Source organism: Pseudomonas sp. GW460-LB5 (assembly GCF_059423245.1).
This window is the reverse complement of sequence record NZ_JBWKXT010000009.1, coordinates 119,730-134,032: the sequence shown is the minus strand read 5'-3', so window position 1 is coordinate 134,032 and position 14,303 is coordinate 119,730. Positions and strand designations below refer to the sequence as shown.

Annotated in this window: 13 protein-coding genes and 1 tRNA gene; 7 read left to right on the top strand and 7 right to left on the bottom strand. The window is 63.0% G+C overall.

Annotation, left to right across the window (positions count from 1 at the left end):
- Nucleotides 1–74: 74 nt before the first annotated feature.
- Complete coding sequence (locus AC07XM_RS08460) at nt 75–2,003, bottom strand: ATP-binding cassette domain-containing protein (protein WP_016485635.1); 1,929 nt, start codon at nt 2,001–2,003, stop codon at nt 75–77.
- A 222-nt stretch (nt 2,004–2,225) separates the two neighbouring features.
- Here AC07XM_RS08460 and AC07XM_RS08455 point away from each other — a divergent pair, with 222 nt between their 5' ends.
- Nucleotides 2,226–4,151 carry a transglycosylase SLT domain-containing protein gene (locus AC07XM_RS08455; protein ID WP_016485634.1) on the top strand — a complete coding sequence of 642 codons (1,926 nt, stop codon included), beginning with the start codon at nt 2,226–2,228 and terminating at the stop codon, nt 4,149–4,151.
- A gap of 67 nt (nt 4,152–4,218) precedes the next feature.
- Here the strand turns inward: AC07XM_RS08455 and AC07XM_RS08450 are convergent, their stop codons facing one another.
- Both AC07XM_RS08450 and AC07XM_RS08445 read right to left on the bottom strand, forming a co-directional pair.
- On the bottom strand, nt 4,219–5,022 hold the full coding sequence (locus AC07XM_RS08450; RefSeq protein WP_016485633.1) for an MOSC domain-containing protein: 804 nt from the start codon (nt 5,020–5,022) through the stop codon (nt 4,219–4,221).
- 55 nt (nt 5,023–5,077) lie between these two features.
- Nucleotides 5,078–6,013 carry a chemotaxis protein CheV gene (locus AC07XM_RS08445; RefSeq protein ID WP_016485632.1) on the bottom strand — a complete coding sequence of 312 codons (936 nt, stop codon included), beginning with the start codon at nt 6,011–6,013 and terminating at the stop codon, nt 5,078–5,080.
- Between the two features lie 351 nt (nt 6,014–6,364).
- Between AC07XM_RS08445 and AC07XM_RS08440 the strand changes: the two genes are divergently transcribed.
- From AC07XM_RS08440 to AC07XM_RS08430, 3 genes are all read left to right on the top strand, one after another.
- The gene (locus tag AC07XM_RS08440) at nt 6,365–6,874 is read left to right on the top strand and encodes a hypothetical protein (RefSeq protein ID WP_024717340.1); all 510 of its coding nucleotides are present in this window, start codon (nt 6,365–6,367) and stop codon (nt 6,872–6,874) included.
- 366 nt (nt 6,875–7,240) lie between these two features.
- Entirely contained in the window at nt 7,241–8,137 is an 897-nt protein-coding gene (locus AC07XM_RS08435; protein WP_016485630.1) for a sensor histidine kinase, read from the top strand.
- On the top strand, nt 8,127–8,786 hold the full coding sequence (locus tag AC07XM_RS08430) for a response regulator (RefSeq protein ID WP_016485629.1): 660 nt from the start codon (nt 8,127–8,129) through the stop codon (nt 8,784–8,786). Before AC07XM_RS08435 ends, AC07XM_RS08430 begins: the two co-directional genes overlap by 11 nt.
- Here AC07XM_RS08430 and yegS read toward each other — a convergent pair.
- The gene (yegS, locus tag AC07XM_RS08425; protein WP_016485628.1) at nt 8,770–9,657 is read right to left on the bottom strand and encodes a lipid kinase YegS; all 888 of its coding nucleotides are present in this window, start codon (nt 9,655–9,657) and stop codon (nt 8,770–8,772) included. The genes AC07XM_RS08430 and yegS overlap by 17 nt on opposite strands.
- A 309-nt stretch (nt 9,658–9,966) precedes the next feature.
- Here yegS and AC07XM_RS08420 point away from each other — a divergent pair, with 309 nt between their 5' ends.
- Nucleotides 9,967–11,214 (top strand): glycosyltransferase family 4 protein, encoded by a 1,248-nt coding sequence (locus AC07XM_RS08420; RefSeq protein WP_060518399.1) that lies wholly within the window; start codon nt 9,967–9,969, stop codon nt 11,212–11,214.
- Here the strand turns inward: AC07XM_RS08420 and AC07XM_RS08415 are convergent.
- Both AC07XM_RS08415 and moaB read right to left on the bottom strand, forming a co-directional pair.
- Entirely contained in the window at nt 11,203–12,429 is a 1,227-nt protein-coding gene (locus AC07XM_RS08415) for a molybdopterin molybdotransferase MoeA (protein ID WP_023048916.1), read from the bottom strand. The genes AC07XM_RS08420 and AC07XM_RS08415 overlap by 12 nt on opposite strands.
- A complete protein-coding gene (gene moaB / locus AC07XM_RS08410; protein WP_102689847.1) occupies nt 12,413–12,952 on the bottom strand; it encodes a molybdenum cofactor biosynthesis protein B in 540 nt (179 codons plus the stop codon). The genes AC07XM_RS08415 and moaB overlap by 17 nt, the downstream gene beginning before the upstream one ends.
- A gap of 187 nt (nt 12,953–13,139) precedes the next feature.
- Here moaB and AC07XM_RS08405 point away from each other — a divergent pair, with 187 nt between their 5' ends.
- Nucleotides 13,140–13,361, top strand: coding sequence for a YgdI/YgdR family lipoprotein (locus AC07XM_RS08405; RefSeq protein ID WP_016485624.1), 222 nt, complete (start codon nt 13,140–13,142; stop codon nt 13,359–13,361).
- An 80-nt stretch (nt 13,362–13,441) separates the two neighbouring features.
- Nucleotides 13,442–13,518 (top strand) — tRNA-Pro (locus AC07XM_RS08400).
- Nucleotides 13,519–13,569: 51 nt separating this feature from the next.
- Here the strand turns inward: AC07XM_RS08400 and AC07XM_RS08395 are convergent.
- Complete coding sequence (locus tag AC07XM_RS08395) at nt 13,570–14,274, bottom strand: methyl-accepting chemotaxis protein (RefSeq protein WP_371855230.1); 705 nt, start codon at nt 14,272–14,274, stop codon at nt 13,570–13,572.
- Between the last annotated feature and the right edge of the window lie 29 nt (nt 14,275–14,303).

The following is a 14,303-nucleotide window of genomic DNA, read 5'->3' as shown; positions in this document are numbered from 1 at the left end:
CCCACAGGGACCGCGCCGCGATACCTGTGGGAGCGGGCTTGCCCCGCGAAGAGGCCGGTACAGGTTAAAGCCGATCAGCCTTCCAGCTCGGCCCAGCGCTCTACCAGCGCATCCAGCTCACCCTGTAGCTTCTCGATCTTCGCAAGCACTGCCGAAGTTTCCGCAATCGGCCGCTGATAGAAGCCCGCCGCATTCACTTCTTCCTGGGCCTCAGCCATACGCTGCTCAACTTCGTCGATCTGCCCTGGCAGCATCTCCAGCTCACGCTGCAGCTTGTAGCTGAGCTTCTTCTTCGACGCCTCTTCCGCCACCGGCGCAGCAACAGGCGCGGGCTTGTCCTCGACTTTTTCCACCACTGCGCTGTTGAGTTCGGACTTGCCGCCCTTGCTCTCGGTCACGCCCAGCAGCTTTGGCGAGCCGCCCTGGCGAATCCAGTCCTCGTAGCCGCCCACGTACTCACGCACCTTGCCCTCGCCTTCGAACACCAGCGTGCTGGTGACGACGTTGTCGAGGAAGGCCCGGTCGTGGCTGACCATCAGCACGGTGCCCTTGTAGTTGGACAGCACTTCCTCGAGCAGCTCGAGGGTTTCCACGTCCAGGTCGTTGGTCGGTTCGTCGAGTACCAGCAGGTTGGCCGGCTTGCTGAACAGCTTTGCCAGCAGCAGGCGGGCACGCTCGCCACCCGACAGTGCCTTGACCGGCGTGCGGGCACGCTGAGGGCTGAACAGGAAGTCGCCCAGGTAGCTCAGCACGTGGCGGTTCTGGCCGTCGATCTCGATAAAATCACGGCCTTCGGCCAGGTTGTCGATCACGGTCTTTTCCAGCTCGAGCTGGTGGCGCATCTGGTCGAAGTAGGCCACTTCCAGCTTGGTGCCACGCTCGACCTTGCCCGAAGTGGGCTCCAGGCCGCCGAGCATCAGCTTGAGCAGGGTGGTCTTGCCGGTGCCGTTGGCCCCCAGCAGGCCGATCCGATCCTGACGCTGCAAGACCATGGAAAAGTCTTTGACCAGCATCGGCCCGTCGGCGTGATGGAAGCTGACGTTTTCCAGCACCATCACCTGCTTGCCGGATTTTTCCGCCGCCTCGATCTGGATGTTGGCCTTGCCCTGGCGCTCGCGGCGCTCGCCACGCTCCACACGCAAGGCTTTCAATGCCCGCACACGCCCTTCGTTCCGGGTGCGGCGTGCCTTGATGCCTTGGCGAATCCACACTTCTTCCTGAGCCAGGCGCTTGTCGAACAGCGCATTGGCAGTTTCTTCGGCGGCCAGTGCGGCCTCCTTGTGCACCAGGAAGCTGGCGTAGTCACCGTTCCAGTCAATCAGGCCGCCGCGGTCCAGTTCAAGGATGCGGGTGGCCAGGTTCTGCAGGAAGGACCGGTCGTGGGTGATGAACAACACCGCGCCGTTGAAACTGCGCAGGGCCTCTTCGAGCCAGGCAATCGCACCGATGTCCAGGTGGTTGGTCGGCTCGTCGAGCAGCAGCAGGTCGGGCTCGGACACCAGCGCCTGGGCCAGCAGCACACGGCGGCGCCAGCCACCGGACAGCTCGGCCAGGGTCTTGTCGGCCGGCAACTGCAGGCGGCTCAGGGTGCTCTCCACCACTTGTTGCAGGCGCCAGCCATCACGGGCTTCCAGCTCGTGCTGGACGTGCATGAGTTTTTCCAGGTCTTCGTCGTTCTGGATATTCATGCTCAGGTGGTGGAACTGCGCCAGCAGCTCGCCGACGCCATCCAGGCCTGCGGCCACCACATCGAACACCGTGCGCTCGTCGGCCACCGGCAGTTCCTGCGGCAGCTCGCCGATCTTCAGGCCCGGGGCACGCCAGACTTCACCGTCGTCACCCTTCTGCTCGCCCTTGACCAGGCGCAGCATGCTGGATTTGCCAGTACCGTTGCGGCCGATGATGCACACCCGCTCACCACGAGCGATCTGCCAGGACACTTTGTCCAGCAGCGGCATGGCGCCGAATGCGAGGGACACATCGCTGAATTTGAGCAGGGTCATGTTGGTCTCCATAAATCGGGCGCGCATTCTACCTGACTTGGCCCTCGACGGCATCCGCTTGGCCACCCGGCGACCGCTTTGCGACATCTGGTCGAAGTTAATATCCCGATACAAGCACAGTGCTTTCACCCGCCGCCGGCAAACAGCTAAGCTAAGGGCAATCGCTTCCAACAGTGCTGGCTCCGCCGTCACTTCCCCATGGTTCTACTGCCCGGACGTATCATGCGCAGCCGCCTGTTACACATCGCATCATGCCTGCTGCTCACCGCTGCCACCTGCGCGGCGCAGGCCACCGACCTCACCCAGCAACGCCAGTACTACGACGAGGCCAAGCGTGCGCTGGCCAAGGGCGACAAAGGCCCGTACTTGCGCTATGCGCAAGCCCTGAGCGACTACCCGCTCACACCGTACCTGGCCTACGACGAGCTTACCGCCCGCCTCAAAAGCGCCAGCAACCAGGAGATCGAAGGCTTTCTCGCCAAGCATGGCGACCTGCCCCAGGCCAACTGGATGAAACTGCGCTGGCTACGCTGGCTGGCCGAACGCGGCGAATGGGATACTTTCGTCAAATACTACGACCCAAAACTCAACTTCACCGAACTGGACTGCCTCAATGGCCAGTATCAGCTCAGCCATGGCCTGCGCGCCGAGGGCTACGCCACAGCCGACAAACTGTGGAACGTCGGCAAGTCCCAGCCTGCCGCCTGCGACACGCTGTTCGGCATGTGGGCGGCGGAAGGCCAACTGACCGAGGCCAAACGCTGGGAACGCACCAAGCTGGCGGCCCAGGCCCGCAACTACGCCCTGGCCAACAACCTGGTCAAGACGCTGACCACGCTCGGCCCGCAGGGGCGCCTGCTGGTCGATGTGGCGCAGAAGCCTGAGCTGCTCGGCCAGCCGTCGCGCTTTACCCCGGCCAACGACGCCATGTCCGACGTCGTCAGCCTCGGCCTGCGCCGTCTTGCACGGCAAGACCCGGACCGGGCCATGGCACTGCTCGACGATTACGCCCAGCGCATGCACTTTTCCCGCGATGAGAAGGTTGCCATCGCCCGCGAGATCGGCCTGACCCTGGCACGTCGCTACGACCCGCGCGCGCTCGACCTGATGACCCGCTACGACCCCGAGCTTCGCGACAACACCGTCAGCGAATGGCGCCTGCGCCTGCTGCTGCGCCTGGGCCGCTGGGAAGACGCCTACGAGCTGACCAAGCGCCTGCCCCAGGACCTGGCCAGCAGCAGCCGGTGGAAATACTGGCAGGCACGCAGCCTGGAACTGGCCCAGCCGAACAACCCGCAGATCCCGCTGCTGTACAAGACCGTGGCACGTGAGCGGGACTTCTACGGCTTCCTCGCCGCCGACCGGGCACAGACGCCGTACCAGTTGAACAACAAGCCGTTGTTGCTGAGCCCGCAACTGGTCAAGAAGGTCCGCAACACACCCGGCATTCAGCGTGCCCTGGAGTTCCACGCCCGCGGCCAGATCGTGGAGGGCCGTCGCGAGTGGTACCACGTCAGCCGCCACTTCACCCGCGACGAAATGGTTGCCCAGGCTCGCTTGGGCTATGAGCTGCGTTGGTACTTCCCGGCCATCCGCACGATCAGCCAGGCGCAATACTGGGACGACCTGGACATCCGCTTCCCGATGGCCCATCGCGACACCCTGGTGCGCGAAGCCAAAGTCCGCGGCCTGCATTCGAGTTGGGTATTCGCCATCACCCGCCAAGAGAGCGCATTCATGGAGGATGCGCGCTCGCCGGTGGGCGCCAGCGGCCTGATGCAGCTTATGCCGGCCACCGCCAAAGAAACCGCGCGCAAGTTCAGCATCCCGCTGGCATCACCGGCGCAGGTGCTGAACCCGGACAAGAATATCCAGCTGGGTGCGGCCTACCTGAGCCAGGTGCACGGCCAGTTCAACGGCAACCGGGTGCTGGCCTCGGCGGCCTACAACGCCGGGCCCGGGCGCGTTCGGCAGTGGCTGAAAGGCGCCAAACACCTGAGCTTCGATGTGTGGGTGGAATCGATCCCGTTCGACGAAACGCGCCAATATGTGCAGAACGTGCTGTCGTATTCGGTGATCTACGGGCAGAAGCTGAATTCGCCGCAGCCGCTGGTGGATTGGCATGAGCGGTATTTCGATGACATGTAAGGCCTGCTGAACCTGAACCGGCCCTATCGCTGGCTTGCCGGCGATAGGGCCGGTTCAGGCGGCACATTCACTCCAGAACTTCCACCTGCATTCCTGTTTCAAGCCACCCGCTGCCATCCACTGCCAGGTTCTGGCCAAACAGTACATCCCCCTCCTTCTCGCGAAAGGTCTTGAGCGTGACCATCGGCTCGCGGTCCGCACTGCGCTGCCCGGTTGCCGGGTCTATCGTGGTAAAGATGCACCGCACACTGGGCTTGAGCACGCGAAATTCCAGGTTGCCGATGCGGATTCGCTTCCAGCCATCCTCGGCAAATGGTTCAGCCCCCCGCACCACCAGGTTGGGTCGAAAGCGCAACATTTCCATGGGCCGGCCAATACGCCGGTTGAGCTCGTCCAGCGAGCCCTGCCCGATAAGGAGCAAGGGGAAACCGTCGGGAAACGCCGCCCGATCACTGTTGAAGCCATAACCATTGGGCAGGTAACGTGCGCGCTGCTCCGGGCAATACACCAGGCGCACGGGCTTGCCCAGCAACGCGGTCAACCAGGCGGCTGCCGCGTCGCCGGCATCCGGCACCCGCAGGGTGTCGCGCCAGATCGTCACGCCGCGCAGGGCCTCATCGGTAGCGGGCACGGGCACCCGCAACGGCACCCGCCCGGGCGCCTGCAGCAACAACTGGCCCTCGTCGTCGTCGCACGCCTGGAGCTGGCCAAGGTGCGGCCAGGCCCGCTGGGTCAGGAAGCGTCCATTTTCTTCCTCGACCACCATCCAGCGGCGGTCGCCTTGCAACCCCAGCAAACCCACCCGTGAAGCCTGCAGGCTTTGCGCCTGCCCCGACTTCACCGGGTATCGATACAACTCACTGAGAAACATCCCTGCAGCCTCGCATCATGCCAAACACCAAGCTTATACCTGGCCGGCCCAACGTTCACGCAGTGGCGGTATCCAGCAGCAGGCGTTGCTTGACCACATCGACCAGGCGGTCGGGCTGGAACTTGGACAGGAAGTTGTCGCACCCCACCTTCTTCACCATGGATTCATTGAAGCTGCCTGACAGTGAGGTATGCAGCACCACATAGAGCTGGCGCAGCCGCGCATCACTGCGGATCTCGGTGGTCAGCCGGTAGCCGTCCATTTCCGGCATTTCGGCGTCGGTAAACACCATCAGCAGCTTCTCGCACACGTCCTCACCCGCATCGGCCCAGGCCTTGAGCATGCGCAGCGCCTTCAGGCCATCGCTGGCCACATGTAGCTTCATGCCCAGCTGGGACAGGGTGTCACGCAACTGCGCCAGGGCCACACTGGAGTCGTCCACCAGCAGCACCTCGCGGCCACGGGCACGGGCCAGCACCGGGTCGGCGAGTTTATCGCCAGAGACCCGGGCGTTGTACGGCACGATCTCGGCCAGCACCTTCTCCACGTCGATCACCTCCACCAGCTTTTCATCGACCTTGGTGATGGCAGTCAGGTAGTGCTGGCGCCCGGCGCTGGCAGGCGGCGGCATGATCGACTCCCAGTTCATGTTGACGATGCGGTCGACACCGCCCACCAGGAAGGCCTGAACCGAACGGTTGTACTCGGTGACGATGATGGTGCTGTCCGGCCCCGGCTGCAGCGGGCGCATGCCGATCGCCTGGGACAGGTCGATCACCGGCAGGGTCTGGCCACGCAGGTTGACCACCCCGCAGACGAAGGCGTGGCGCTGGGGCATCAGGGTGAGCTTGGGCATTTGCAGCACCTCCTGCACCTTGAACACGTTGATCGCGAACAACTGGCGGCCGGCCAGGCGAAACATCAGAATTTCCAGGCGGTTCTCACCCACCAGTTGCGTGCGTTGGTCTACTGTGTCGAGAATGCCAGCCATTGGAAAACCCCCAGGCTTGAGTCAAAAAAGTGAAAACATCCACCCTGTATCGGCGGCTTCACGTGCACCTTGACCCTTGCGGGAAAATGCCGTGAAGGCAATTGATATCACTTTACCATCATGCTTTACTGCGGGCATTCCATGGGAATTCAGCGGGTGCTACAAAAGTTCCCCACCTTAGCCCGGCATCAGGGAAACCCTTAGCTGCAATCGGGTGTAACCTGATGTTCGCGATATCCTTTAGCCATTAATGTGACGCCATTCTCAATACATGAATGGAGTCAGGCTTTTGCTAGCTATCGTTTCGGCGTGCCCGCCCCCTGCGCCTGCACCACGCGCGGGGACCTGATCATGGACACTGCCTTATCGTTCGATGAAGCCCTGCAGAATTACCTGCTGGATGCACAGATATTGCTGACCCAGGCTCAGGAATGCCTGCAGCATCTGGAACTGATCGACAATGATCCGGATGCCTGCCGCTGCCTGGACAGTACCCTCGATAACCTTGCCCGGCAGGCCACGCGCCTGGGCCTGCGTGAAGTCGCCCATTACACCAACGCCCTGCAACAGTTGCTCGCCCCCGCCTGTCACCGCGGTCGCCTGCAACGTGAAGCCCTGCCCGCGCTAGAGGCCTGCCTGACCTTGCTGGCCTGGCAACTGGAACTGGTCGATGCCCGTACCGGGCGGCTGAACCTGGACATCGGCGAACAACTGGTGTTGCTGAAAAACCTGGCCAAGGTCGTGCAGCAACCCATTGCGCCATCCTGTGCTTCCTGCGACGAGCAAGGCAGCGTGTGCCTGCACTCGCACACCACTGTGGCAGCCGGCACACGCCCCGGCCGGTCGAATCCACCGTATTAACCAGACACAAAAGGCAACTAAGCCTGCTCGTTCAGGCCCCGCCAAGATCAAACTTGAAAAGTTCTAAAAATGCTCGGGGGCCACGTTGAATGATTACCGCACGAGTTAAGCGACAAGTGCATAGTGCGCGATCAAAGGGTGGCACTTTGCTACCCGCCAAATGCCCCACCCGCAGGCGTTTCAAGGCGTTACCCAGCCGCGACCGATACAGTGCGAAGTGGTAATATGCGCCCCCACAAACGCTTGCAACCTGAATAAAGGTTGAACGATCACGTGTCAGAAAAGAAATCGAAAGTACTGCGCCAAAGCCTCTGAGCAGCATTGTGCAAGGCCTCCATCAGCAATACTTCAGTGGCTTCCCTACCTATGCTCCCACGCTTGAAGACTTCTTTGCGTTGCTGGTCCCGCGTTGCCCTGCTGCCTTGGGCCACGGCCGCGCTATGCGTGGCCTCGCTGGTCGCCAATCTGGTGCTCTACTTTACCCAGCAGGCAATCCCGGCCAGCCTGCTGGCTCTGCAACTGGCCGCTACGCTGGCCACTGTCGCCTATCTGGCCCTGGGCGCAAGGTCGATCAGCCTGCGCCCGGCGGAACTGGCCGAGCGCATGCTCAAGGTCCAGGAAGACGAGCGCCAGCACTTAAGCCGCGAACTGCATGACGACATCGGTCAGATGCTGACCGCTGCCAAGCTGCAACTGCAGTGGTTGCAACGGCGCATGCCAGACGAACTGCAGAGCCACTGCAACACCCTGCGCAGCACACTGGATGACACCTTGGGCAACGTGCGCGACGTGTCCGCCCTGCTCAACCCTCGGCAATTGGCCAGTCTTGGCCTTGAAGCCAGCCTGCGCGCGCACCTGGTGCGCACCCTGGCCAACAGCGACGTGCACTGGAGCCTGGCGTGCAACCAACGCCTGGGCGGCATCGACGAGGCAGTGGCCATGGCGGTGTTTCGCATTACCCAGGAAGCGGTGACCAACATGCTGCGCCACGCCCAGGCAGGCAACCTGATCATCCAGCTGCAGCGCACCCCAGAGGGGCTGGCGTTGTCGATTCAGGACGATGGCTGTGGGTTCGTCCCGACGCGGCACCCCGCCGCAGCTGGCCAGCGTGGCCTGGCCGGCATGCAGGAGCGGGTCACCGCATTGCAGGGTAGCCTCGACATCACCAGCCAGCGCGGCCTTGGCACGCGTATCGAGGCAGTGTTCCCTTGGCCTGCGCGTACTCAGCAACGTGCCGGGAGTACGAACACCCATGATCTGTAGACTTTTGCTGGTAGACGACCACTCGCTGATCCGCGCCGGTGTGCGCGCACTGGTCTGCGACATTCCTGGGTATGACGTCATCGGGGAAGCAGACGACGGCAGCCAACTGCTCGACAACGTGCGCGCGCTGGCGCCCGACATCGTCTTGCTGGACATCTCCATGCGTTCGACCAGCGGCCTGGATGCACTCACCCAACTGCGGGCAAGCGGCAGTCCGTGCAAGGTACTGATCCTGTCGATGCACACTGACCCGGACCTGATCATGCGAGCTCTGGAAAGCGGCGCCCACGGCTACCTGCTCAAAGACACCAGTGCCACCGAGCTGGAACAAGCCCTTGGTGCGGTACGCAACGGCGAACGCTACCTAAGCCCGGCCATCGCCCATACGGTCATCAACCAGGCCCTACGGCACACCAAGAATGGCAAGCAAGCTGCTGGCGAGCGGCACAACCTCACTGCTCGCCAACTGGAAATCCTGCGCCTGATCGTACGCGGCAAGGCCACTCGGGAAATCGCCACTGGCCTGGGCCTGTCGATCAAGACCGTCGAAACCCACCGTTCGCAAATCATGAAGCGCCTGCAGATTCATGACGTGGCCGGGCTTGTGCTGTTCGCCGTACGCGAGAAAATCATCAGCCTGGATGACTAAGCAATGGCGACCCGGCCGGCAGGTGCAGGCGTAACGCGGCAGGCCTGGCCTGGAAGCGCAGGTTGTCGGCCTGCAAAGGCTCGCCGTCAAGGTTCATGTCCAGGCCTTGGGCACTCTTGATCTCGACCCAAGGTAACCTGGCCCGAACGAACAGGCCGTCACCCGCCAGCAGGTCACGCAGCGCCCCAACCACCTCTTGTGGCGCTGGCAGGATGGCGATGTCGAGCAAGCCGTCGTTCACCACCGCGTCGGGGCATAGCACTTGACCGCCCCCAGCCTGACGACCATTACCGATACCCAGTGCCAGCAAGCTCCCCTGCCAATGGAAGTCAGGCCCCTGCAGCTCAACAGAAGCGGCCTGCAATTCGCTGAAACGTGACAAGCCAGTGAACAGGTAGGCCGCAGCACCCAGCACTTTTTTCAGGTCTTCGGAGGTGTTGGCGGTGACCTGGCTACCAAACCCACCCGTGGCCATGTTGAGGAACAACTGGTCGCCGGCCTGGCCCAGGTCAATGGCCTGCGCGGGCGCATTCAGCAGCGCCAGTGCCGCAGCGGGCTCCAAGGGTATGCCGGCGGCTTTGGCGAAATCGTTGGCCGTGCCCAGCGGCAACAACGCCAGGCTGGCTTCGGCGCCCGCCAGCCCCATGGCCTCGGCCACATCCCGCAAAGTGCCATCCCCACCGCCAGCGACGATATGGCTGTAGCCAGCCGTCAGCGCCTCGCCGACCAGGCGCTGCGCGTCACCTGCCTCCCAGGTGACCCGCACATCCAGCACCCAGCCTGTATCACGCAGATCCAGCACGGCGCTGCGCAGCTCTTCATTCATCGCCTGCTTGCCGTGCAGAATCAGCATTGCCTTGCGCCCTTGCATCGCGCGTCTCCGAGAAATTGACCGACCCAGATCTCGACCACACACGGCCGCGGATCGTTGCATGCCCACAAAAAAATACCGAAGCGTGCGTGGTCTTTTTCCCACACCCGACAATGCGCGCTATGCTCAGAAAATGAACATTTGACAAGTTTTTGACCTAGGCAAACAACGCCCCCTGGCAAGTCAGTCTTTTGACGCTTGTGTGTGGGGCTCCGAACCCTAGCCATGGACGCGCCCCGGCAGTGGTACTCAGCACACTGGCGATGGGCGCGTCTTTACATCCGCGGCCTTTAGCGAGGATTCCGGGTCATGCGCATTCTCTGGACACTGCCCTATCTACCCTGGCCAACCACCAGTGGCAGCAAGACCCGGCAATACCACCTGATACGCGCACTGGCGCAGAAGGGCCATCGCATTACCCTGTTGGCGCAGTCAAAAATACCCCTGAGCGACGCAGCCCGCGAAGCCTTGGAGCCACTGCTCGAACGCCTGATCGTAATACCCCGTCGGCCATTGCACAGCCCGTTGAACCTGCTGGCTTCGCCAATCATCGACTACCCCATGCGGGCCATCATCAACGGCCTTTCGCCTTGTCTGCGGCACCGTTTCGAGCAATTGCTGGACGAACCCTGGGACGTGATCCAGATCGAGCACAGCTACAGTTTTCAACCCTTCGAAAAAGCGCTGCAGGCCCGCGGGCTGCCCTACATGCTAAGCGAACACACGCTGGAGTCGGTGATGGGTGGGGCCTGCCACGACCGGCTGCCCTTGTGGCTGCGTCCTCTCAACGCCTTCGACCGCTGGCGCTACCGCCGCTGGGAACACAGGGTGCTCCGCCAGCCCACCGAACTGGTGGCAGTCAGCGCCCACGATGCCGAGCTGATCGCGCAGATCAGCGGACGGCCGGTAAACGTAGTGGTCAATGGGGTTGACTGTGATTTCTACCAGCAAGTGGAACCCGCGCTACACAGCCAGCGCCTGTTGTTCGTCGGCAACTTCGAATATGGCGCCAACCTGGAGGCCATCGAGTGGGCGCTGGAAGACATCATGCCGCAGGTGTGGATGAGCAACCCGGCAGTGCGCCTGGCAATAGCCGGGCACGCCCTGCCGGCTAGCTGGAAACTGCACTGGAACGACCCGCGCATCGAATGGTTCGGCTACCGCCCTGACCTGCGTGAGTTGCAAAAACGTTCGGCACTGTTCTTCGCGCCGCTGCGCTATGCCGGCGGCTCCAAGGTAAAAATCCTCGAGGCCATGGCAGCAGGCCTACCGGTAATCACAACCGGCAAAGGCGTATCAGGCCTGAGCGCAAACAATGGTGAGCACTACCTGGGCAGTGATGACGGCGACCAGCTGGCCCTGCTGATCACCCAACTGCTCAACCAGCCCTGGCGCATGAGCCAGTTGAGCGCTGCCGGGCGCCAGTTGGCCCGCCAGCGTCATGACTGGAGCGTAGCCGCACAGCAGCTGGAGAATGTGCACATGCGCCTGACCCAGGCAGCACCGTCAGAGGCCGCCCCACTGGGCAGTGCCTGGCTGGGCCGCTCAGCCAAGTAGCTCGCTGAAGGGAATGAACGGCACGCTGTCACCCTGTTTCAGTGTGCTGCCCTCACGCACTTCCACCAGCCCCTCGGCCCACGCCGCGCTACGCAGCACGCCGGAGCTCTGGTTCTTGTAGATACGCACCTGGCCGTGCTCGATGCGTGCACGCAGGTACTCGCGCCGGGTGCCAGGCTTGGGCCAGTCAAAGCCTGCCGGCATGTCGAAGCGCAGCGGCGTGACATCCGGCACACCCTGGCGGCGCAACAGGTAAGGCCGGGTTAGCAGGCCAAAGGTGACCAAGGTCGAGGCCGGGTTACCCGGCAGGCCGATCACCGGTACGCCCTGGAAGTGGCCGAAGGTCAGTGGCTTGCCCGGCTTGATCGCCAGCTTCCACAAGGCCAGTTCGCCGGCTTCGCGCAGCGCCGCGCCCAGGTAGTCGGCCTCGCCCACCGAAACACCACCGGTAGACAAGATCAAATCAACGTCGCCCAGCGAAGCCAGGCATGCGCGGGTCAGCGCCAGGTCATCCGGCAGGATGCCTGCATCCACAACATCGCAGCCCAGCCGCTGCAGCCAGCTGACCAGCAGCCGACGATTGCTGTTGTAGATTTGCCCCGGCCCCAAGGGCAGACCAGGCTCGACCAGTTCGTCTCCCGTGGACAGCACCGCCACCCGCACCTTGCGCACCACGTCCAGGCGGCCGTGACCCAGCGTCGCCGCCAAGCCCAGTTCGATCGGCCCCAGCCGGGTACCGGCGCTCATCACCTGCTCGCCCTTGCGGGTTTCCTGGCCTTGGGGGCGAATGTTCTGATCAGCCTGCAAAGGTGCGAGAAAGCGCACCCGACCGCCGTCGACCACTTCGGTGTTTTCCTGCATTTCGACGCAGTCGGCACCTTCGGGCACAGGCGCCCCGGTGAAAATGCGCGCACAGGTGCCTGGCTGCAGCGGCTGCGGCGCATGGCCGGCGAAGATCCGCTGGCTGACCGGCAGAGGCTCGCCTTGCCAGTCGGCCTTGCGCAAGGCATAGCCGTCCATGGCACTGTTCGGCCAGGGCGGCAGGTCGAGCGAGGCCACCAGGTCGGTGGCCAGTACGCGGCCCTCGGCCTCGGCCAACGGCAGGTTCTCGATGTCACGGATTGGCGCCGTTTCGGCCAGCGCCAGCAGTTGCCCCAGGGCTTGCTCCACCGGCATCAGCGGCCGGGCCTGGCTGACCTCAGCCACGGCTGTCACAGGCCGCTGCCTGCTTCAGGTGCGCCACGAAGTTGCAGGGGCGATGGCGTGCATCGAGCTGCTCGGCCAGGATGCCATCCCAGCCCGTGCGCACCGCATTGGTAGAGCCCGGCAGGCAGCAGACCAACGTGCCGTTGGCCAGCCCGGCCAAGGCGCGCGATTGCACGGTGGAGGTGCCAATATCGGCCACGGAGATCTGCCGGAACAGCTCGCCAAAGCCATCGACCTGCTTGTCCAGCAGGCAGGCCACCGCCTCGGGCGTGCTGTCACGGCCGGTAAAGCCAGTACCGCCCGTAATCAGCACCACTTGCACGCTGTCATCGGCAATCCAGGTGGCGACCTGGGCGCGAATCTTGTACAGGTCGTCCTTGAGCAGCACACGCTCGGCCAGGTGGTGGCCCGCGGCGCTCAGGCGGTCGACGAACAGCTGGCCAGAGGTGTCGGTGTCGAAGGTACGGGTGTCGCTGACCGTCAGCACGGCGATCTTCAGCGCCACGAAGGGGGTATCTGCCTTGGCTTTCATGGGTGTCCGTCACAACAGGATGAGATGGCCGCAGTTATATCACAGCGTACCTTTTCCGGCGTTGCGCCCATCAGCCTTGCCCTGGATCAAGAGGACAGATTTGTCGCTATGCTGCACTTGCAGTGAACTTGCACTAAAGTCCTGCGTCATAAATGTCATCTAGCACCATCGCACTTGGAGAAACACGATGATCAAACGGACCCTACCCGCCTTCCTGCTCGCTCTGGGCCTGGGCGCCCTCGCTGGCTGCTCGACCCCTACCGTCATCACCCTGAACGATGGCCGGGAGATCCAGGCAACCGACAAACCGTCCTTTGACGAAGACTCCGGTTTCTACGAATTCGAGCAGCTCGACGGTAAGCGCACACGCCTGAACAAGGACCAGATCCGCACCGTCAAAGAGCTGTGAAAAAAACCTTTTCTTGCCAATGGCCCTTTAAACAACAAGGGCTTGCGGGCAAAAAACGGATGCAGTAGGATTTTGTTCATCGGAGTGTAGCGCAGCCAGGTAGCGCGTCTCGTTCGGGACGAGAAGGCCGCAGGTTCGAATCCTGTCTCTCCGACCAGATCCTTTCAAAAAGCCCGCCTTGCGCGGGCTTTTTGTTGCGCTGAAATTGTCAGGCGCTCAGGCGCGAGGTCACTTCACCCAGTTGCCCCGACAACCCATGCAGGCGTTGCCCCGCCTGCTCGGTGTACTGCACAGACGCCTGGTTGGCCGTGGCAATACGGGTGATTTCGATGAGGTTGCGCGAGATGTCTTCGGCCACGCTGGTCTGTTCTTCGGCCGCCGTGGCGATCTGCCGGTTCATGTCGCGGATCGCCTCTACCGCGAGGGTGATGCGCTGCAACATCTGCCCGGCCTGCTGCACCTGCTCGGCCCCCTCTTCGCTTCGCTGCTGGCCGCTTTCGATGGCCTTCACCGCTTCCACCGCGCCCGACTGCACCGCTTCGATGATCTGATGGATCTCGGCAATCGAGGCTGCCGTGCGCTGGGCCAGGCTGCGCACCTCATCGGCCACTACCGCAAAGCCCCGCCCGGCCTCACCAGCGCGGGCCGCTTCGATCGCCGCGTTGAGCGCCAGCAGGTTGGTCTGCTCGGCAATACCGCGGATCACTTCCAGTACTTTGCCGATACGGGTGCTGTCATGCTCCAGGTCGCGGATCACCGCTGCGGTACCGGCGATTTCGCGGTTGACCACGCCAATGATGTCGATAGTCTGCTGCATGACCTGCTCACCGGCCTGGGCACTGTGGTCGGCGTCATCCGCCGCACGGGCAGCTTCTGCAGCATGGCGGGCAACTTCCTGAGCGGTGGCAGACATCTCGTGCATGGCCGTGGCCACCTGGTCGG